The sequence below is a fragment of the Streptomyces sp. BYX5S genome (genome assembly GCF_054724165.1).
Genome location: NZ_CM138829.1, coordinates 3,864,571 through 3,888,409 on the forward strand (window position 1 = coordinate 3,864,571; position 23,839 = coordinate 3,888,409).

Sequence of the window (23,839 nt, forward strand, 5' to 3'; positions counted from 1 at the left end):
CCCATGGCCGACGACAAGGCCGACGTCACGCATTTCGATCTCAAGCAGATGGAGAACTTCCGCGACCACGAGGTGGAGCCGGTCCGCACCAAGGCGAAGAAGCACCGCGAGGAGGGCGACGGCAGCAGCGTCCGCCCGCTCGGCGAGCTCATCGACGGACACACCACGGCGGACAACCTCTCCCAGGACCAACAGCTCCTGCGCCTGGGCAAGATGAACAAGGAGCCCCTGGTCTCGGGCCCGACCCTGATCGAGGGCATCACCACGGCGGCCACGGCGATCGACAAGCTGCTCGGTGACCAGATGGACCTGTTCAAGGAGCTGAAAGAGGCGCTCACGGACACCATCGACGCGGCCGAGAAGACCAAGGACAAGAACCTCGACGCGATCGACGCGCAGACGCTGCTCCAGAAGTTCGAGGACGTCGACGCGCTGACCTCCGGCAGCTCGGGAACCGACGACGAGACCAGCTGACGAGCGACGAACCGACGACTGACGGCAGGACGAGAAAGGGCGCCCGGTGGCGGAGCGGTACGACGAAAACTCACGGGACAACATCGGCGAGTTCAAGGACGCCAAGGACCCGCAGAGCGACATCTGGGCGAACCTGGTCACGCACATCACGGGCTACCCGGTGCCGGACCGCTCCACCGTCTTCGACACGCTCCGCTCGGACCACGGCGGCAAGCTCTTCCGGATGGACATCCAGGAGCACAGCCTCAGCAACGCGGTCAAGGACTCCGGTTTCCTCCAGAGCAGCGGCGAAGACTACGACATCTACTTCTTCGACAGCGGCAAGAAGACGGTGATCAAGCAGGCCCGCATCGTCTTCGAGGGCCGCGTCAAGTCGGGTGACGAGATCCACTTCGCCGACCCCGGAAGCGACAACTACGAGAACGCGTCCGTCGGTGAGGGCAACGACTTCACCGACTACAACAAAGACAAGATGAGCACCGTCACGCTCGCCCGGTACATGAACGGGCCGCGTGAGGCGCTCATGAAGCTGCTGGCCGGCGGCACCGGCGATGCCCGCTTCAGCAACGTGGGAGTGGCCGAGGACGCCGCCGTCGACCTCAGCTCGTTCGACCGCACCGGCGAATCCTTCGACTACGCCGCCAAGTTCTTCCGCGAGACCAAGGAGATCCTGGCGGACTGGGAGAAGCGGTTCGGCGGCGACGCCGCGAGCTGGAAGGGCGAGGCGGCGGAGGTCTTCCGCAACCTGCTGAAGAAGGTCCGCGAGAACTACGAGAACTACATCGAGACCTTCGACGAGACGGCCGGTGACGGGGACGCCTCCGGCACGGGCGCCACCGTGTACTCGCGGGCCCTGTCGCTGGGCCGCAGCTACCTGGAGAACTCCGCCAAGGAACTGCTCCAGGCGTGGAGCAAGTGGGCCAACTCCCCGTACTACGACCCGGTTCAGGTCCTGCGGTACGTCCTGGACGACCTGGCGATGTGGGTGGACGAGCACAACGTCGCCCAGACGGAGATCCAGACGACGACCAGCATGTACTCGTCCAGCACGTACCACACGCCGAAGGACGGCTTCACCCAGAGCCACCCGGAGTACGGCGACCTCACGAACATCGAGAACTGGGCCAAGGTCGGCGACAAGGCCGTCAAGATCTGGAACCAGGGCATCGACCAGTACCTCGGCGAACCGGCCCGCACGGTGCAGTCGAACCTGAACAACCACTTCCTCGACCTCTCCAAGGACTTCTCCGGCAACGTGCCGGAGCCGAAGTCGACCAGCACGGCCTCCGACGACTACGAGAAGCAGCAGGCGGAGGAGGAGAAGAAGCGGATCGAGGAGGAGAACGAGAAGAACCGCAAGGAGCAGGAGGACCTCCGCAACGAGCAGAACAAGCAGCGTGAGGAGGACAAGGCCTACCAGGAGGAGCTGCGCAAGGAACAGGAGGAGCAGCGCAAGGAGGACAAGGCCTACCAGGACGAGCTGCGCAAGGAACAGGAAGAGCAGCGCAAAGAGGACAAGGCGTATCAGGAGGAGCTGCGCGAGGAGCAGCGCAAGCAGCAGGAGGAGGCCCAGCGGGAGGCCGACGAGCAGGCCAAGAACCTCCAGAACAGCCTGGGTGACATCAACGGCGGGGGCGGCGGCGACCAGAGCCTCGACAAGCTCGACGAGTACCTGAAGGAGAACGGCCCGACCACCGAGAACCTGGGCAGCATCGACGGCCTGAACGGCAACGGTGACGGCACCGGCAACGGCCAGAACAATCCCGTGACCGAGAGCCTCGGCGATCTCGGCGGTCTGAACGGGGGCGGCGACCAGCAGCTGGGCAACGGCGACACGCAAGGGCTCGGGGGCGACCCGAACATCCCGATCACGCAGACCCTGGGCAACCTCGGGGGCCTCAACGGGAGCGGCGGGAACGCGCTCAAGACGCCGACCGGCGGCAGCACCCGCCTCGACGGCGACAAGCTGACCACGGACTTCGAGGACGGCAGCAAGACCTCGTTCGACCCCGTCACCGGAGAGGTCACCACGACCAACCCGGACGGTTCGACCACCACCACGGATCTCGGCAACGGCCAGGAACTGCTCAACCCGGACGGTTCGAGGACCACGCTCGGCGACGACGGCAAGCTGACCACCACGTTCCCCGACGGCACGACCCAGACCGTCGACCCGGGGACCGGGCAGAGCGTCACCACCAACCCGGACGGGTCCACGCACACGGACAACCTGGGCAGCCTTCAGGGCCTGAACAACAACAACGACGCGGTGAACGCGCTGAACGAACAGCTCGGCGGAAGCACCCTGGACACCCCGACCGGCGGCCAGACCCAGCTGACGGGCAACGGCGACGTGTCGACCGACTTCCCCGACGGCAGCGAATCGTCCTTCGACCCCGACGACAGCACGCTCACCACCACCGGCCCGGACGGGGCGACGCAGACCGTCGACCTGGGCGACGGCCGCTCGGTCACCAACCCGGACGGCTCGGTCACCTCCCTCGGCGACGACGGCAAGCTGACGACGACGTTCCCCGACGGCAGCAGCCAGACCGTCGACCCGTCGAACGGGCAGGCCACCACGACGGACCCGAACGGTCACACCACGACCAGCAACCTCGGAAGCCTGGGCGGCCTCAACGGCAACAACGGTTCGGGTGACCTGAGCAACCTGGGCGACCTGAACGACCTCGGGAACATCGACTCGAACATTCCGACCACCTCGGACCTCGGCAGCTTCGGCGACCTCAACAGCGGCAACAGCCTGGACACCCCCACCGGCGGACACACCGGCATGGACGGCGACGACTTCGCCACCACGTTCGCCGACGGTGGGCACTCCTCGTTCGACCCCGACACGGGCGAGCTGACCGTCACCAACCCGGACGGCACCACCACGACCACCGACCTCACCCACGGTGCCTCGGTGCACAACCCGGACGGCTCCACCACCACCCTCGACAACGGGCAGCTCACCACCACGTACCCGGACGGCAGCACGCAGACCATCGACCCGGACACCGGCGTCGCCACCACCACCGACCCGCAGGGCCACACCGAGAAGGTGAACCTGCACGACCTGAACAGTGGCGGCAACGACACCTCGGGCGCGCTCGGGGACCTGAACGACCGGCTGGGGGACCTGAACGACCTGAACCTCACCGGTGGTGACAACCCCAGCACCCAGCACATCCCGACCTCCGACCTGAACCTCGGCTCGGGCGGGGCGAACGGCAGTACCCAGACGGCCGGTTCGGCGCTGGGCCTCGGCGGCAGCGGCTCCGACTCCCTGGGCGGCGTCGGCGGCAGCGTCGCGCCCCTGGCGGACAGCGCCGCGGGCAACTCCGCGCTGAACGGGGGCGGGGGAGCCGCACAGCAGCCCGGCACGCCCGGCGCCCCGGGTACGCCGGGTACGCCCGGTATGCCGATGGGCGGCGCCGGCGGCATGGGCGCGGGCGGCGCCGACAAGGGCAACGGCGAGCGGGTGCGCGCCGTCCTCGTCGACGCGGCCGAGGAGAGCGAACGGCGCAACCGCCGGCGGCGCAACCCGTGGAACCGCCAGGAGGACAGCGACACCTTCCTCGCCCCGGCCTCCCGCGTCGCGACCACCGCCAGTGGCGGTGGCCACGACGGCGCGGACCAGGACGCGGAGGCCGGCGGCCGGCGGACCACCAGTTCCGCCGACTACCTGGAGGAGGACGCGGACGTGTGGGGCACCGACGAGGGCGGCGCGCCCGCCGTCATCGGACGGTGAGCGGTGGCGCGCCGAGGCGGAACGGCCGGGCGCCGAGACGAACACCACTCGGCCCCGGCTTCCGGAACACGCCCCTCACCAGGCAAGATCATCAATGCAGTTGATGCCCCGACGGGCAACGGGCTGATGCCGCAACAGGCTGACGCCGCAACCGTTTGACGCACCACCCGTACGAACCAGCAGCACGAAGAGACCGACGCGGAAAGGCTGGCCCGGCATGGCGGAACCGCTGGAGAAGCGTCTGGAGAAGGCGATGGTCGAGCTCCAGGAGGCCCAGGAGGCCATCGCGCGCACCGAACGCGAGCTGCGGCAGGCGTCGTTCTCGGTGCTCTCCTCCGACCGGGCGGTCCGTGCCACGGTGGGCCCCCAGGGCGAACTCACCGGCATCGAGTTCCTGGAGAACAAGCACCGCGACATGTCACCCCAGGAGCTGGCCGCCAGCGTCCTGGAGGCGTCCAGCGCGGCCCGTACCAAGATGAACCGGCATGTCATGAAGGCGATGGCGCCGTTCGCCGAGCCGAGCAGCAACGTGCCGGAGCTGAAGGGCTTCGAGCTGGACTGGGAGCGCATCTTCGGCCCCGAGGTACTGCGCGACGACGACGAGGACACGGCACGCGACGACACCCGGGCCACCCCCGCCTGGCGGGACGCGCTCGGCGAGGACGGGGAGGACTGACGATGGGACAGCGGTACTACGTCGACCCGCAGCGCATCGAAGCCTGCACGGGTCAGCTCGAGGAGATCGCCACGCTCGTGCGGAGCATGACCGAGGAGTTCCTCGACGGCCTGGCCCCCACGGTCAACTGGCCGGGCCACGAAGGCGAGTTCGCGGAGAAGGCCCGGCCGCAGGAGCAGAAGGAGCGGCAGACCACCAAGGAGACCATGATGTCCGTCCGGGACGCCCTGGTCGGCATCACGGACGCCACGCTCAGCCAGGTCGAGATGATGAAGCGCACCCGCGACCGGAACCTCGAGGACATCGAGCAGGGCAACAGCAGGATCGAGACCGACGGACTCGGCGACTTCGGCGCCGACGGTACCGGCGGCCGTGGCCGCCACTGACGCACACCGCCCCGGCCGCTCCCGCCTCCCGGCGGCAGCGGCCGCTTCGGCCTGCCCGAACGGCCCTTCGGGCGGCCCCCGATGAGCATCAAGGCCTCACCCGAGGTCAACGCGATGATCTTCATCCTCACCGGCGAGAAACTGATCGACGCCGACGAGGACCTCGCCTACGACAGCCGCCAGCCGTACTCCGGCCTCGGCCGGAAGATGGACCGGCTGTCGTCGCTCATCGACAAGTCGGTCCACGACATCGCCGAGGCCATGCCCGACGACCTGGCCAAGTCGTACGCCAGGGCGATGGGTACGCTCACCGACGACAACGGCAAGAACTACCTGCGCCAGTTCGCCGAGCAGCTCGACAGGATCGCCGAGGGCCGCCGCAAGACCTCCATGGACATCATGGAGTCCAAGTGGCAGGTGATCGCCGAGGTCATCCGGCTGCTCATCGAGATCGCCATCTACCTCGCGATGTCGTTCTTCACCGGTGGTGCCTCCGCCAGCCAGATCATGATGGCCAAGCTGCGCAGCCGCTTCATGATCCTGACCACGCTCACTCATCTGCTGCAACGCCTGCACCTCGCGCCCGCGCTGACAGAGGCGTTCGCGGAGGCGTTCACGACGTTCGCGGTGCGTCTGGCGATGATGAACTTCGCGCCGAACAACCGCCGCCCGGACGGCTTCGACTGGAACCAGATCCTCAAGGACGCCGCGTTCGGCGCCGCCGCCGGGGGCCTCACCAGTTTCTTCGACAGGTTCGCCCACAACATCGTCAAGAGCTACGACAACACGTTCCTCAAGAACAGCCCGGATCTCGACTTCAAGCCCGGCCCGAACCTGAAGAACGACCTGGGCCCCGGACCGGGAAGCAACACCCCCGGCCCCGGCCCGAAGTCCAACGACCCCGGCCCCGGTCCGACACCGAAGCCCACGCCCGAGCCCACGCCCACTCCGGTGCCGGGTGGCTCCGGCATCACCCGCAATCCGCCGTCCCTGCTGCACAACAACGCGCTGTCGTTCCTCAACAACCCGAATCTGTGGCGCAACAGCACCATCCTGCGCGACAACGCCGACAACCTGCGGGGCCTCGCCGGGCACTACGGGCTCAAGGGGACGTCCGACTTCCTCGCCGCCGGTGCGGGTGAGGCGCTCGCGGAGATCTTCATCAAGGGTGTCTTCGACGGTGACTGGTCCACGAGTTGGTCCACGTTCGTCGGTGCGGGTGTCAGCAGCCAGGTCGAGTCCTCGCTCACCTCCACCGCCCTGAACAGCGGCGCCGAACTGCGCAACACCATCGACAACCTGCGCACGCCGCCGACGGTCAGCGGGGGCGAGAGCGGTTCCACGCGCTCGGCCGACGGCGACGGCGACGGCCGCCCGCACACGGAGAGCGGGGGCGGAGACGGCTCCGCGACCAGGCAGCCCCCGGCCACCGGCGACGCCTCCGGCAACTCGTCCAGCAACGCGTCCGTGCCCACGGACGGCCCGCCCCCGTACTCGCCCATGGACCCGCCCCCGTACACACCGTTCGCGCCCTCGACGGCCATCAACGAGAGCCACCTGTGGCAGCAGGCGCTCACCGGCCCGGCCGACGTCCGCCAGCAGGCGCTGAACGACCTCGGCGCGCTGCGCGGCACGCCGCCGCCAGGCAGCGCCGAGATCGGCCTGCGGGACGGTCTGCGCGGCAGCCTGTCGCAGCTCTCCGAGGTACGAGTGGTGTCCCCGGACGGACCCACCGCCCAGGCCGACGTGGACCACGTCCGTGGTGTCCTGGACGGGTTGGGGGCGCCGGTCACGGTGGACACGCCTGGGGGCGGCGATACGCAGGGCCTCTCGCCGGGCGGCGGCGGGCAGGACGTCGGGGACACGGGCAACGTGTCCGGGGGAGCGACGTCCGGTACCGGCCCCGGCGTGTCCACGGCGCCCGGTTCGGGGCAGACGAGCGCATCGGGTGGCACCCATGGCACGGGCGACCCGGACGGTTCGACGGTCCCCGATTCGGGGGCGTCGGGCGCGGGCGATACGGACGAGTCCGGCGTGCCGGGGACGGGTGGCTCGAACACGGGCGGTACCGACTCGTCCGGCGTACCCGATGCCGGTACGTCGAGTGGGTCCGGCGCGCATGGCTCGGGCACGTCGAACACGGCCGCGCCGGACACGTCGAACGTGCCTGGCACGGATACGTCCGGCCTGCCCGGCGCCGGTACCTCGAGCGACACCAACCCCGACACGTCGAACGCGACCGACCCGGACACAACTGGCGCGCCCGGCACCGGCACTGCGAGCGGCACCGGCACGGACACATCTGCCCCGCCCCGCCCCGACACCTCGAACGCCTCCGGCACGGACACTTCGGCGTCCCCGAACTCCTCCGACACGTACAACGCGCCAGAGGCGGACGGCCCGCCGCAGAGCGGCCCCGAGGTGTCCGAACAGCCGGGCGCCCGGACCGCTCCGGCGCCCGGCGACTCGTCCGCGTCGGACATCAACACCTTCCGCGCACCCGGCACGGACGCCTCGACCGGGCCCGACGCCAGCGCGGACGGCACCACGGCGGACACCGCCTCGTCCACGACGTCCGACTCCGACGGCTCGACGACGCCCGAAGCCGACACCTCGAACGCCCCCGGCAACGGGCCCGCACCGGTCGCCCCGTCCTCGGCCGCTCCCGGCAACGGCACCAACACCGGCCCGGCGCCCGGCGCGAACAGCTCCACCAGCCCCCGTACCGGCACCACCCCCACTCCGAGGAGCGACCCCGGGGCCACCACCCCGGACAACAACGCGGCACCCGCCGAGGCGCCGGAGACGGTCACCAATCCCGAGACGCCCACGTCCGCGCCCACCAACAGCACGCCCGACGTCGCGACCTCCTCGGACCCAGCCGCCTCACCGGATGCCGCCAAAACGCCCGCACCCACAGCCACGTCGAACGTCGACGAACCCGGCGTCGCCCCGCCGACCGTGGTCACCACCGGGTCGTACACCGAGGGCGACACCACCGTACGGACCGAGTCCGCGGTCGAGGCGAGCCCGGAAGCACGGACGGCGCCGCTCACGATTGTCGTCTCGCAGACCCCGCCACCGCCGGAGGGAACGCCCGAGGCGAGCGCCGTCCTGGACGGGGCCGGGACCGACCGGGCCGTCGTCTTCGGGCCGGGTGTCACGCCGGACGGCACGGGCCGCCCGGTGCGTTCCGCCGTGGAGTTGACCCGGGTCGGGCCGGGCGCACCCGTCCGGGCCCGCCCGCTCGCCGGACCTCCACCCACCGACACCGAGTTCCCCGGCGCGGACGTGCTGCTGCCGCTCGCCGACGCCCTCGGCCCGCCCGGCCGCCCCGCCACCGAGAGCAGCACGACATCCGTACCGCGGGGCGAGTCCCGCCCCGCCGCTGAAGAGGCCACCGGCCTGCACCTGGAGTCCGGCCACGGCATCGGCGCGCAGATTCCGGGCCCCGGCGGCGGACGTGGACGCGGCACCGGTGGCACCCCGCCGCCGCCCGCGAAGGTCGTCGTACGGCCCGACGTGCAGAACGCGACCACCCCGGCCGAACCGTTCGTCACCACCCTGGACGGGCACACGGTCCCGGTCGCCCAACTGCGGCGCTGGATGCCCCAGTCGGCCGCACACCCCCGGCCGGGCCAACCCGTGCGGACGCTGACGATCTCGCAGAGCCCGGCCGAGGACGGCACACCCATCGGCGAGCGCCGCGCCGAACTCCTCGGCCAGGACAGCTTCCGCGGCGTACGCACCACCTCCGGACCCGACAACACCACGCGTACGGTGTTCACCGGCCCGCCCACCGCACTGCCCGGCGCCGACACCGAGGAGGGCGCCGACTACTTCGCCGGGCACGGCACCCCCCGTACGGTCACCCTCGGCACCGACGACGCGGCGCACCCCAGTGTCAAGGTCAGCGGTGTGCAGCTCGGCGAGGTGCTCAAGTCCTGGTCGCGGGACGGACAGCAGGACCGGCCGCTGGTGCTGTTCTCCTGCGAGACCGGACGGCAGCCCGCGGTCGCCGGACTGCCCGTCGCCCAGCACGTCGCCAACCGCACCGGACGGCCGGTCTACGCGCCGACGACCGAGGTCGGCACCGCCCGGGACGGCGACGGCAATGTCCGCGCCGTCCTCACCGAGGGCGCGGAAGGCCCCGGCCGCTGGCGCCTGTTCACCCCGGAACCCGCCGGTGCCACCCTGGACCAGCTCGCCCGCGACGCGGGCCTGCACCGCGGTCCGGAACCGGCCGACGCCTTCGCTCGCGCCCGTACCCTCCAGCAGATCCGCACGCTGCGCGACGCGCTCGGCCCGGACGCCGAACAACGCCCTGAGAACCGCGAGTTGCTGGCCGGTCTCGCCTACGCGGACGCCTTGCGCTGGCACAGCCCGCACAGTGCTGCCCGGTACGGCGACGGCCGGATGACCCCGGACCTGCTGAACCGCATGGTCACCGACCGGCTCCACAGCAATGGCGACACCCTCGCCGACCCGACGGCCGGCCCCACCGCCGAGCAGTACACCCAATTCCTGCGCGCGGCAGCCGAGTTGCGGGCAGGCGCCGGACCCGACACCACCCTCGACGCGCTCCTGCCGCCACCGCCCGCCGAACTGCCCCCGAGCACGCTGATCTCGCCCGACGACGTACGCGGCCTCGACTACGCGCCGTCCGCGCGCGTCACCTGGTCGCTCTCCACCGAACCGCTGCCCCTGTCCGAACTGTCCCTCAGCCCCGAGGACACCGCCGAACTGCTGCGCCGCAGGCCCGATCTGGCACCCGCGCCGAGCCGCCGGGAGAGCCTCGCCGACAACGTGGCCCTGTTCAGCAAGGGGGTCAGTAAGAGCGGGGCGACGCCCGATCCGGCCAACGCCGTTCACGTGGACGGCCGTTCGCTGGTCCGGCTGCGCACCCGGGCCGACGGCGACTGCCTCTTCCGGTCCCTGCTCGACAGCGCGCGCGGTCAGGACATCCCGCCCGCCTGGGCCGCGCGCAACGTCGCCGGGCTCCGCGGCCTGCTGCGCGACCGGCTCGTCGGCTCCGAACTGGTCGCCACGGCCGCCGCCATGACACCCGACCCGGTGCTCTCCGTCGTGGACGACCTGCGCACGACCGCTCTCACCGGAGTCACGGACCCGAGCGAACAGGCACGCATCACGGACCAGTGGAACCGGATCGCGGACCAGGTCGTCACCGACGGCGACCCGGCCCAGTGGCGGCAGATCCTCGAAGACAGCGGCTACCCGCAGCTCGCCGAGGTGGCACCCACACCGGACGACGCACGACGCATCGGCACCGAAGGGCTGATCGCCGCGGCGGCCGAGCGGACGGGGCTGTGGTCCTCGCCCTTCGGCGACCTGCTCCCGCACGCACTGGCACACACCCTCGACGTCGACCTGCGTCTCGTCCAGCCCGACCGGCACGGAGCCCCGGGCGACACCTACGTCACCCGGCTCAACCCGGGCGGCACCAACGGCACCCTGCACCTGGCGTACAACGGCAGGGACCACTTCGACGCCCTGATCCCGGCCTCCGCACCGCTGACGACCGGCACGACACCCGGCACGACGGAAACCGCGCCGGTCACCACCGACACGAGCCCGGTCACGCTCGATCCGACCGCCACGCCCGACCCCGCCCCCGACGGCTCCGACCCGTTCGGCGAATGGCTGCGCGGCATGGGTGGCGTCACCGACGTCTTCAGCACCGACACCACGCCCAAGGACACCGGCGAGACGGTCCCGCTGGAGACCCAGCTCGAACGGCACCGCCCCGCACGCCTGATGACCGGACCGGACGCCGCCGCGCCGGGCCCGGCCCCGCGCACCGTCACCTTCGACGACGGCAGCCGACTGCCCACCGTGCTGATCAACCCGGACGCGGACCCGACCGACAAGGGCGACGCCAAGGGCACGGACGGTACCCCCGCCACCCGGGCCCCGGGCAGCCGCACCGGCCTGTTCACCGGCCTCGGCACCCTCAACCTCCGGTCACCCGAGCTGGCGGCCCGGCAGATCCTCGACGGGCTGCCGCCGAAGCTGCGCTCCCAGTTCGACGAGGCCGAACTGCTGCGGCTGCTGACCGAACAGCCCGGCGCCTTCACCGCCCCGCGCGGCGCCCGCTTCGTGGGCCGCGAGAAGTCCGGCGTCGGCCACGAGCTGACCGTGGAGGCCGTCCCGTACCACCGCTGGGAACGGTTCAACGACATCGGCGGCGGCACCACACGCCTCGACACCATGCGCCGCGGCCAGTCCGGTACGGGTGGCGCGCGCAGTGTCGGTGTCGGCCGCCGCATCGCCGGCGCGCTGAGCCTGGGCCCGCCGCTCAACTGGCTGCTCAAGATCGGTGTGTCGCTGGGCTGGAACCGCAGGACCGACTTCACGCTGGGCACGCAGGGCTTCCACCAGTCCGAGTACCGCGCCTTCGAGGGCTCGCATCTGCACCTGGACGACGTGCACTACCGGGTGCGCGTCGAGCGCGTCACCGAGGCCCCGAAGACCACCGGACCGGCCACCGGCGACGGCAACCGCGCCCCAAACTGGCGGCGCACACCCGTGCACACCGCCGAGTTCGCCATGCGGGACGGCCTGAGCTGGCGGCTGCCGGACGACCTCACCGTCCCGTACACGGGCACCCGGCGCGCGCCCGAGACACTCACCTTCCTGGACGGTGTCGAGCCCCGGATGACCGACACCACCGGTCTGCACCTGACGGACCCGCCGGAGGACCTCGCGCTCGCCATCTCCGGTGCACGGCCCGGCAGTTCGGCGCACCGCACGCTCGTCTCGTACGTCCGGCCGGGACGGCTGCTCGGACTGTTCGGACGGCTCGCTGGGCCGGTCACCAGCCCCGAGCTGACCCGGGGGAGCGGACACCATCCGCTGGGCCATCTGATCGTGGAGCGGTCGGTGCCGCACCGCGCCACGCTGGTCGCCGAGTCGGTCAAGGCGGAGGTGCGCGACCTCACGCAGACCACGTACCAGAACCAGCGCGCACACGTGCGTGACACCCGTTTCGGTGCCCAGGTCACCTCCGGTCCCAACCACAGCCTGGTCGGCCCCGACGTCGATGTGCGCATCCAGGGCGGGCCGCAGATCCGTTCGGACGTGAGCACCGGGCGCGGCCACTACTACGGTGTCGACGCGGCCCGCAAGGTCACCGGCCGCGTCCGCAACCACCCGGTCGCGCTGTACCGGGTGGAGCGCACCCTCATGGTGCGGGCGGCCGGACAGCCCGCCTCCGCGGCCCGGCCGGTGCGCGTGGTCAGCCTGGACTGGATGTCGACCCAGGACGCCCGGCGGCTGGCCGGCTGGGACAGCCGCACGCCCGGCCGGACCGGCCCGAACCCGGACGCCGAGCCGCCCGTGCCGTGGTACCTCACCCGCGAGGACCCGGTGCACCTCGGCGGGCAGATCCGCGCCGAGGGCTTCCGCCCGGACACCACGGCGACGACCGGCCCGAAGGCGACCTTGGACGCCACACCGGACGTCACCTTGGACCCGAAGGCAGCGACGAGCGAACCGAAGCCGACGCGCGACCCCAAGGCGGCGCCCGACCCGAACCGGCCCCAGGACCCCCTGCGGGTCTTCGCCGACACCGTCCTCGACACGCTGCACCAGTCGTACCCGTCCCTGTTCGTCCCGCCGCTGATGCTCCGTCATCCGCGCCTGGCCAAACTCTGGTACGGCGACGGCCGCATGCGCACCGCGCTGCACAACGACCGCCAGGTACGGGAGGCGCTGAACCGGCCCACCCTGGCGCAGAGCCTGGACGACCTGACCACCACCGGCGTTCCGGTCACCCTCACCGAGGACGGCAAGGTGCGCCGCGGCCACCACACGCTGATCCTGAAGGCCCGGCTCACCGACCGCCGTTTCGAGACGACGATGAGCGAGCGCTCCCTGCGCAACGCGGTGATCGGCACCGAGGTGTCCGGCCAGGGCGAGCAGGCATCCAGCGCGCTCTCCGGCGGCGTCGAACTGGGCATCTCGCCCCGCGACCACACACCCGTGCCCGGCACCACGTCCCTCGCCCAGATCGGCAACGTCACGCTCGGCGCCCGCTACGGCAGGACCGACCAGACGGCCACCCGGAGCACGTCCGCGGTCACCCACGACAACCTGGCGTTCCAGAGCACCGCCGACCTCTACAGCTACCGCGTCGAACTGGGAGCCACCTTCGAGGGCCACCGCCGCCCGCGCGGCTGGACCCGCCTCGCCACGGCCGGTCTGCTCGGCGGCGGCATCTTCGTCAGCAAGGTCGCCGAACGCCCGCTGTTCGACGGAGGCAGCGCGAGCGTGGGCCGCGTCGAGCTGGCCGTGCCCTCCTCCCACGGCTCCGAGCGGTACGCCCCCACCGACTCGACTGCCACGCCGTCGCCGGCCCCGACCCCGCAGCGGCTCTCCAGCGTCGAGGCAGACCAACTCCTCGATGGCGAGCGCCCGTTGCCGCACACGAACAGCGCCGACCGGGACCTCACCCGCAAACTACTCACGTCCCCGCACGTCGTCCTCAGCACCGAGGGCGGCGGCCCGCGCGCTCAGCTCATGCAGGACACCGCCGACCGCGCCTCCGGCACCACGTGGCACGTCAGCGCGCCCGGCGCCCCGGTGCGCACCGCGCTGCGCCGCGCGATGGCCAACCTGAGCGTCGCCAGTCAACTCGGTCAGTACCTCGGCCCGTTCGGCGCGCGCATCACCGGGCTGAACGGAGCGGGACCGCTGCGCACGCACTACGTGAAGGGCGCGGTCCGCGGTGAACTGACGAACGTACGCGTCAAGAGCGACCCCAAGCCCGGCAGCCTGGAGGCCACCCTCGGCAACGAGCGCCGCATCCTCGGCAGCTCCGGCACGACCGCACGGGCCACCGTCGGCCTCCAGGGCAGCGACATCCCCTACCAGCGCGCCCCCGGCCACCAAGCCGCGACCGGCACCTACCAGACGGCCCTCCAGTACGCCTGGGGCAAGGGCCGCAGCATCTCGGAGACCGTCACCCGCGGCCGCAGCACCACCCTCAGCTACGCGGGCCGGATGTATCTGGTGGCCGCCGACGCCACCGAGACCGTCGCCGTACGGGACCGGTGGACCGCCGCGATGGGCACCATCGGCACCCGCGCCGGGACCGCGATCGCCTCCGCCGCCGGACGGGTCTCCGACCGCCTCGGCCGGAGCCTCGCCCCGCGCAAGGCGGCCGCCGCGCTCCAGCGCGTCAAGGACGCGGTCATGATGCACCTGCCGATGCAGGACGCCATCGAGGCCGGACTCGCCCCGGACGGGCTGAGCACCGACACCCCGCGCAACCTCGGCGGCGGCTACCGCGTCCCCGCGTTCCTGCGCGGCCGCCGCTTCCCCACCCACCCCGCCGGGCAACTCGACGCGGGCCACGCCGCACACCAACTGCTGCCGCGTCTGGCGAAGATCGGCGTGCCCTCGCACGACCGCGAGCAGGTCCTCCAGCGGCTCTCGCCGGACTTCCTCCGCGCCCATCTGCACGAGCTGACCACCGACGGAATGACCCTTCCGGTCCGCTACCGGTCCTGGTCGAGCCCGCACCACCTGGCCGTCGGCGGCAGCCCCGGCCAGGTGACGTTCAAGCTGACGCCGGTCACCACCACCGTCGAACGGCTGCGTACTGGCTACGAGTTGGAGGACTACCGCAACAACGCGCGCGACCACGCCGACGCCCGTGTCCAGGACCGCGGCGGCGACGTCACCCTCGGCGTCGGCGAGCGCATGGGCGAAGGCCCGCTGATCGCCGGACCCGCCGTCCAGGGCACCGCCACCCAGCAGCAGGCCACCACCCACACCCGGACCGCGGGCAGCACGGCGATGCCGAACATCGCCACCACCCAGGCGCACGCCGAGATCGTCACCGACTACATCCTCACCGTCACCATGACCGACGCGACCGGTGGACGGCTCTCGCCGCGCGCCGTGGCGCACGTCGGCGCCCTGCACGAGACAGCCCCGGTCAGTCTGCTCACCCCGGACGGCGACGGCGCCGACGGCGCGCTCACCGAACGCGACGTGCCCGAGCCGGAGCGCGCCGTCCGGATGAGGACACCCGAGCAGGCCCGCCCGGACGGCATCGCCGAGTGGCGCACCGCCCCCGCGGGCAACACCCCCGGCGCGTCCGACGTGCTGCCCTTCGACGACCGGATCGGCTCCGGCATCCTCGCCGTCGACATCCGCGGCGCCGCCAACGTCCAGGACGCCCTGACCTTGGCCACCGCCCGCGCCGACGGCTTCGGGGACAGCGACCCCGGCAAACTGCACACCGGCAACACCCTCAAGGAGCGGGTCCGCATGGCCCGCCACACCCCGCTCACCGGCCTCGGCACCGCCGCCGCGCAGGCCCAGCAGGAGGCCACCAGCCAGGGCGGACTGACCGCGGGCCTGCGCGAGGCACTCGGCGCCCACGGCTCCGAGCTGCCGACGCAGGCGTCCGCCCGCCTCTTCGGCCAGTCCCACACCGCCGACTCGCGCCTGTACGCGAAGATGCACCGCACCGGCGCCCGGCTCCTCGCCGTCGAGAACAAGCCGCGCATGGAGGCCATGCGGCGCGCCAAGACCTCCGACGCCAACGAGACCGGCATCACCGACAACGTCGAAGGCGCCCTGGGCACCGGCCCCATCTTCAGCACCTCCGAAGCGGGCCTGGTCATTCCCGGCGCCACGGTTCCGTTCGGCGGCAGCAACGACACCAACGCGCTCCGGGGCACCAGTGACACCACCCTCGGCACCCACCTCAAGGTGGTCACCGACCGCAGCATGCTCTTCGCCGTACCGGTGAGCTGGCTGACGGTCGCCGAGGCGGACCACCGGCTCACCGACAGCCGCCCGATGCAGGCGCTCGGCAAGCCGGTCCGCGGCCCGCGCGCCGCCGAGGCGGAGACCACCGCCCTGGTGTGGCTGCGCGAGGACCTCGCCCGCGACTACGGCCTGCTGGACGACACGTCGTTCCCCGACGACGTCGCCGCCGCCTGGGACACCATGGCCGACGCGGCGGGCGACCTCGCCAAGGCCGAGACGAACTACTACGACGCCCGCGCCCGCGCCCGCGAGACCTGGCTCGCCCTGAGCCCCGACGAGCGGGCCGCGCTCGGCGACGGCGACCCCGACCGGCCGACCGCCCTGCCGAGGGCCGTCTCCGAGTCCCCGGCCGTGACCGCCTGGCAGGCCGCCCGCGACGAGGTCCGGCTCTGGCAGCAGCGCGTCGACACCGCCGCCGCCGACCACCACCGGCTGCACCTCGCCGCGTCCCGGCTCACCGCCCACCACCAGGGCTCGACCACCGTCCCCGTGCCGGACCGGCCGCAGGAGTACACCGCACCGGCGTGGCGCTCCGAGGCCCCCGACCCGTACACGGTCACCGACGCCGAGGGCACCACTCCGCGCACCCTCACCTCGCCGGACGGCGCCACGGTGCGCGAGGTGCACGACATGCCGCACGACGGCGCCTCGTTCTTCCACGCGCTGCTCGCCACCGCCGACGCGCACGGGCGGCTGCCGCACCTGCTCGGCACCGACCTCGCCGACCGGTTCACGCGCGCCCCCGGCGATCCGGACGTCACCGCCGAGGCCATCGGCGCCGCCCGCGACCGGCTCGCCACCGCGCTCGGCGACAACGGCAACGAGGACCTGCTCGACGCGCTCGCCCTGGACGCCGCCGACACCTTCACGCAGGCCGAACTCGACGCTGCCGGCGTGCGGTTGACGCCCGCGCAGCAGTCCGAGTTCGACGCGTTCGGACGGCTGCCGCAGACGTTCTGGCCGACGCCCGCGCAGCGCGTCGCCCTGGCCGTGTCGGCGCTCGCCCGCCCGTTCGCGGCCGAACCGGCCCCGGACACCTCGATGACCCGGCCGGACGGCGAGCAGACCCCGCCCACGCGCATCGCCGGTGACCACGGCGGCGCCGACCTGCTGCCCGCGCTCGCCGCCCGCGTCCTCGGCACCCCGCTCACCGTCGTCACCGGCGAGGGCCGCGACCAGGTGTTCCTGCCGCACGGCGGCGACCCGGCGGCCGTCGACCCGATCGCCGACCCGGTCCTGTTCACCACCGACGGCTTCTTCCACGCGGCGCTCGTGCCGGGCACGCCGGCACCGACCGCCACGCCGCTGCCGACGCCCGCCACGGCCACGAAGACGACGACCAGCACCACGACGGAGCCGCCCGCGCACCGCACCCACGCCACGCCGCCCTGGTCGCCCCCGACCGATCTCAGCGGCCCGCGCTACCGCCTCGACCGCGACGGCGTCCTCACCGCACCCGACGGCGCCACGTACACCCAGGGCCGTCCCACCGGCCGCGGCAACGGCTTCTTCGGCGCGCTCGCCACCGCCCTGCACCACGCCGCCGCGCACCCGGGCACGCAGCGCCACGAAGCGTCCCGGCTGCGCGTCCGCGCCGGGGTGCCGGCCGCGCAACTGATGCGCATGAACGGCCTCCCGGGCACAGCGGACGAGCGCACCTCCCTCTTCTCGCCGCCGCCACTGAAGCAGGCCCCGCACGCACCCCCGCCCAGCCAGGCGGCCCGCGACGGCCACCTGCGCCGCCACCTCGCCGAGGCCCCCTGGAACCACGAGGCCGACCGCGTGGTCGCCGAATGGGCCGCCGCCGCGACGGGCACCACGGTCACCCTGATCGAGGAGAACGGCACCGCCCACACCTACGCGGGCCCCTCCTCCGACAGCACCCACATCCGGCTCCGCCGCCGCGGCGGAGACTTCGTGCCGCTGCTCGAACGCACCCCTGCGGACGAGGCGCACGAACTGGACACGATGTCGGGCGCCGACACCACCACGGAAGCCTCGGACGCCGCGCCCGACACCCCGCCCCGCGACATCGAGTTCACCAACCTCGACGACTCGGACCAGCGCCACCGCGACAAGGCGGCGCGGATCGTCGACCTGTTGGGCAGACACGGCACGATCAGCGACTACGTCGCCGGCCGCCCGGTACGAATCACACTGCACGTCCGCACGACGGAGACCCCCGCGGACGTCGTCGACCGCGGCGACGAGGGCGTACAGATCAACCTCGCCAGCTACTACTTCGAGAAGTACGACATCGGCTACGTCATGGGGATGCTGTCCCACGAGATCGGCCTGCACCCCCTGGCGTCCCGCAACGCCGAGGTCCGCGACGAGGAACCGTTGCTCGAAGGCATGCCGTTCACCGTCCCGGGCCTGGAACACCTGAATCCGCCGCGCATGATGAGCACGGACACCGCGCGCCAGGCCGATCACATCATGGCGGTGTTCCCGAGCAGTACCCGCCACCGGATCTACCGCGACATCGTGCTGGGCATGGCCGACGTCCTCGCCGCCGACGCACGGGCCGGAAAGCCGGGCGCGAGGCAGCAGGACGTCACGGACCTGATCGACACGTACCTGATGGACGTCGCGTCGATCGCCATCACGAGCGACAACCGGGTCAACGCGGCGAAGGAGCCGGCGAACACGGCGCGGGTCTACAACGCGTACAAGGAGATGTTCGTCCAGCAACTGGCGGACGACAGCCCCGTACGCGCGCTGGTCCCGGCGGACAAGGGCTGGTGGGGCGTCACACGTGACTTCGCGACGCTCGCCACGCGCGTGGCGACGAACAACAGCGGCTCCAGCATCCGCCGTGCGACGCCGCCGAACACGTCGACCGAATCAGCTCAGCCGCCGGGCGAGGCACGCCCCCGCCTCCCGCAGAACACGGTCAGCACCGAACCCGCGAACGAGACCACCAGCCGGACCCCCCTCGGCGGACCGGACTCCCGCCCCCGTTTCGTGGTGCGTTCGGGCTTCGATGCGCGGCGGTTCGTGTTCGACGGTGAACCCGTGACGGATTTGACGGTGCGGGTGGCGTTGCGTGGGGGTGTGGACGGTGAGTCGCAGGGGGTGTTCGGGCGGCTGGAGTCGGCTGTGGCGGAGTTCTTGAACGGTCCGGCGTACCGGCTGCCGAATGGTGATCGGTTGCATGTGACGGTGGAGCGGGTGGCGCCGGGGGAGTCGCCGCATCTGACGGTGGACTTGGCGGGTCGTGACCGGGTGATGGATCAGACGGTGTGGTGGGCTGATGCGGAGCCGGTGCATTTGGTGCATGAGTTGACGCATCAGTTGGGTCTGCGGGACGAGTACCGGGATGCGGATGCGCCGCATCGTCCTCATGTGCCGGGCAGTCTGCTGGGTGCGGTCGACGAGAGTCCCGAGGATCCGTCGATGCTCGCCGCGGGTCTGCGGGGGCGGCACATGGCGTTGTTGGGCGCGCTGATCGGTGATCTGGAGGTGCACGCGAACCACCGTGAGGGCGAGTCGAGTTGGGACGCGGCGCGTGCCGAGGCCGTACCTGAGGTGCGTACGGCGGTGTGGGTGGACCCGGTGGCGCTGCCCACGGTTACGGACGGGGCGGGGGCCGAGGTGTCCGCGCGTATGCCGGAGGGTGTGGAGGCGGAGCCGACGTTCATTCCGTTCAAGTCGGGGAACTTCGAGTTCACGAACCTGAATCACATGAATGAGCGGTATCGCGACAAGGCCGTGCGGATCATTGATGTGCTGCAAAAGCACCAGACGATTCGCGACTATGTCGGCGGTCGCCAGGTGCGCATCACCCTGCACGTCCGCACGACGGAAACCCCGGCCGATGTCATCGACCGCGGTGACGCGGGCGTCGACATCAATCTCGCGAGCTACTACTTCGAGAAGTACGACGTCGGTTACGTGATGGGGATGCTGTCCCACGAGATCGGGCTGCACCCGCTCGCTTCCCGGAACAGGGACATCCCGGACGAGGAGTCGATGTTCCAGGGGATTCCGTTGCCCGTGCCGGGCCTGGGGCATCTGAATCCGCCGCGCACGATGAACACGGAGAGCGCTGGTCAGGCCGACCACATCATGGCCGCGTTCCCGAGCAGTACGCGGCACCGGATCTACCGGGACATCGTCCTCGGAATGGCGGACATTCTCGCGGAGGATGCGCGGATCGGTGAGGAGGGCGCGAAAGCCAAGGACGTCACGGACCTGATCGACACGTATCTGATGGACGTCGCGTCGATCGCCATCACCAGTGACTACCGGGTCAACGCGGCGAGGGAGCCGGCCAACACCGCGAAGGTCTACAACGCGTACAAGGAGTTGTTCGTCCAGCAACTGGCGGCGGACAGCCCGGTGCGTGCGCTGGTCCCGGCGGACAAGGGCTGGTTCGGTGTCGCACGGGACTTCACGACACTGGCCGCCAGCCTCGGCACGAACAACCGCGGCGACAGCATTCAGCGCCCGCTGCCTCCGCAGGGCGAGGCGCGCCCCCGGCTTCCCCAGGCTGCGGAGACGGTGGGCACGGAGCCGGCCCAGGAGGTCACTCCGCCGGTCCTGGTGGGTCCGGTGGACGAGCGCCCGCGTTTCGTGGTGCGTTCGGGCTTCGATGCGCGGCGGTTCGTGTTCGACGGCGAATCCGTGACGGATTTGACGGTGCGGGTGGCGTTGCGCGGTGGTGTGGACGGTGAGTCGCAGGGGGTGTTCGGGCGGCTGGAGGGTGGTGTGGCGGAGTTCTTGAACGGTCCGGCGTACCGGCTGCCGAATGGTGATCGGCTGCATGTGACGGTGGAGCGGGTGGCGCCGGGGGAGTCGCCGCATCTGACGGTGGACTTGGCGGGTCGTGACCGGGTGATGGATCAGACGGTGTGGTGGGCTGATGCGGAGCCGGTGCATTTGGTGCATGAGTTGACGCATCAGTTGGGTCTGCGGGACGAGTACCGGGATGTGGATGCGCCGCATCGTCCGCATGTGCCGGGCAGTCTGCTGGGTGCGGTCGACGAGAGTCCCGAGGATGCGTCGTTGCTTGCCGCGGGTCTGCGGGGGCGGCACATGGCGTTGCTGGGTGCGTTGATCGGTGATCTGGAGGTGCACGCGAACCGTCCGGAGGGCGAGTCGAGTTGGGATGCGGCGCGTGCCGAGGCCGTACCTGAGGTGCGTACGGCGGTGTGGGTGGATCCGGTGTCGCTGCCTACGGTTACGGACGGGGCGGGGGCCGAGGTGCCTGCGCGTGCGCCGGAGGGTGTGGAGGCGGAGCCGACGTTCATTCCGTTCAAGTCGGGGAACTTCGAGTTCACGAACCTCAACCACGCGAACGAGCTGTACCGCGACAAGGCGGTCCGGATCATCGATGTGCTGCGCGGCCACGACACCATCCGCGACTACGTGGGCGACCGCCCCGTCCGGATCACGCTGCACATGCGCACCACCCAGACCCCCGCCGATGTCATCGACCGCGGTGACGCGGGCGTCGACATCAATCTCGCGAGCTACTACTTCGAGAAGTACGACATCGGTTACGTGATGGGGATGCTGTCCCACGAGATCGGGCTGCACCCCCTGGCCTCCCGGAACACGGGGATTCCCGACGAGGAGGCCGGACTCCTGGAGTTCCCGTTGCCCGTGCCGGGGCTCAGCGAACTGAACCCGCCGCGCGCCATGGACGCGGGGACCGCCGGACAGGCCGATCACGTCATGGCCGCGTTCCCGAGCACGACACGGCACCGGATCTACCGGGACATCGTCGTGCGGATGGCCGAGAACCTCGCGGCCGACGCGAACGCCGGTGCGGAGGGCGCGAAGAGGCAGGACGTCACGGACCTGATCGACACCTACCTGATGGACCTCGCGTCGATCGCCGTCACCAACGACCACCGGGCGAACGCCGTGTTCAGCCCGGGGCACACCGCGCGCGCCTACCAGGCGTACAAGGAACTGTTCGTGCAGCAACTGGCGGCGGACAGCCCCGTCCACGCGCTGCTTCCGGGCAACAAGACGATGTGGGGCGTCGCGGCGGACTTCAAGACGCTCGCCACCGCCAGCCTCGGCAGGGGCAACCGGGGCGACAGCATCCAGCGCCCTCTGCCGCCCGCGCCCCCTGCCGGTGAGGCGCGGCCCCGGCTGCCGCAGCAGACCTCGACCGGTGAGCCGACCGGTGGAGCGAACTCGGTCGGCCACCGGACTCCGGCCGCTCCGCGCGACGACCGTCCGCGTTTCGTCGTACGTTCGGGCTTCGACGCGCGGCGCTTCACGTTCGACGGTGAACCCGTGACGGATCTGACGGTGCGGGTGGCGCTGCGCGGGGGCGAGGACGGGCAGCCGGACCGGGTGTTCGGCCAACTCGACGCCGCCGTGGGCGAGTTCCTGAACGGCCCGGCGTATCGCCTGCCGAACGGCGACCGGCTGCACGTGACGGTCGAGCACGTGAGCCCCGAGGAGGCCCCGCACCTCACCGTGGACCTGATCGGCCGCGACCAGGCCATGGACCAGACGGCGTGGTGGACGGACGCCGCCCCGGTGCAGTTGGCGCACGAGCTGGCGCACCAGATCGGTCTGCGCGACGAGTACCGGGAGGCGGGTGCCGAGCACCGGCCGGACATTCCCGGCAGCCTGCTCGGCATCCCGCACCAGGAGCCCGAGGACTCCTCGCTCGCGGCGGCCGGACTGCGTGGTCGCCACCTCGCTCTGATCGGCACGCTGATCGGCGATCTCGACCTGACCGCGAGCGAGCCGGCTCCCGTCGGCACGCGCGCAAGTGGGGCGGAAAACGCGCCGAGTTGGGGCGCGGCGCGCACCAACGCCACGCCCGTCCCGCGCGAAGCCGTATGGGTCGACCCCGTGTCACTTCCGCTGCCCGACGCCACGGCGACGGAGGTCCCGCCGCGCGCACCCACGGAGCCGAACGCCGCGCCCGACCCCGCGCCCGCGTACGCCCCGTTCCGCTCGGGGAACGTCGAGTTCACCAACCTGAAGCACACGGACCGGCGTTACCGCGACAAGGCGGTGCGCATCATCGAACTGCTCCAGGGACACGACGTCGTCAACACCTACATCGGCAGCCGCCCCTGCCGCATCACGCTCCACAAACGCGACCTGCTGAAGCAGGAGCCGCCCGCCGACGTGGTGGACCTGGGCGACGAGGGCGTGCAGATCAACCTCGCCAGCTACTACTTCGAGACGTACGACATCGGTCACGTCATGGGAATGCTCGCCCACGAGATCGGCCTGCACCCCCTGGCCTCCCGGGACACGCGGATCGAGGTGGAGGAGGCGATGTTCGACGGCGCGGAGCTGCCCGTGCCGGGCCTGGAGGGGCAGAACCCGCGGAAGTTCATGACGACCGAGGGCGCCGGGCAGAAGGACCACATCATGGCGGCCTACCACCTCACCCGGCGGCACGCCATCTACCGCGATGTCGTCCTCGGCATGGCCGAGTTGCTCAGGGCCGAGGGGCGGCCGAAGGACGTCAAGGACCTGTTCGACTGCTTCCTGATGGACCTCGCGTCGATCGCCGTCACCAACGACCACCGGGGCGACGCGGCGAAGGCGCCGGGGAACACCGCGGCGTCCTTCAACGCCTACAACCAGCTGCTGCGTGAGCACCTCACGGAGAACGACCGGGCCGCCCTGCTGGAATTCCTGCCGTCGCGCAAGACCTTCGCGGGCGTCCTGAACGACTTCCGCCGCCTCGGCACCAACGCCACGTTCTACAACAACGCCGACAGCATCCAGCCCACCTGACCTGCACCGCGCGCAGAG

The 23,839-nt window shown here is 71.4% G+C and carries 5 protein-coding genes; all 5 read left to right on the forward strand.

Annotated elements, in window-relative coordinates:
• Nucleotides 1-3: 3 nt before the first annotated feature.
• The 5 genes from ACYBSK_RS17565 to ACYBSK_RS17585 all read left to right on the forward strand — a co-directional run bounded on the left by ACYBSK_RS17565 (nt 4) and on the right by ACYBSK_RS17585 (nt 23,821).
• A complete protein-coding gene (locus tag ACYBSK_RS17565; RefSeq protein ID WP_457478046.1) occupies nt 4-474 on the forward strand; it encodes a type VII secretion system-associated protein in 471 nt (156 codons plus the stop codon).
• A gap of 46 nt (nt 475-520) precedes the next feature.
• On the forward strand, nt 521-4,228 hold the full coding sequence (locus ACYBSK_RS17570) for an AAWKG family protein (protein ID WP_460246769.1): 3,708 nt from the start codon (nt 521-523) through the stop codon (nt 4,226-4,228).
• A 217-nt stretch (nt 4,229-4,445) separates the two neighbouring features.
• Nucleotides 4,446-4,904: a YbaB/EbfC family nucleoid-associated protein gene (locus ACYBSK_RS17575; protein ID WP_327665740.1), complete on the forward strand. Its 459-nt coding sequence runs from the start codon at nt 4,446-4,448 to the stop codon at nt 4,902-4,904.
• Between the two features lie 2 nt (nt 4,905-4,906).
• Complete coding sequence (locus tag ACYBSK_RS17580; protein WP_457478048.1) at nt 4,907-5,290, forward strand: hypothetical protein; 384 nt, start codon at nt 4,907-4,909, stop codon at nt 5,288-5,290.
• 81 nt (nt 5,291-5,371) lie between these two features.
• The gene (locus ACYBSK_RS17585; protein ID WP_460246770.1) at nt 5,372-23,821 is read left to right on the forward strand and encodes a WXG100-like domain-containing protein; all 18,450 of its coding nucleotides are present in this window, start codon (nt 5,372-5,374) and stop codon (nt 23,819-23,821) included.
• Nucleotides 23,822-23,839: the final 18 nt, after the last annotated feature.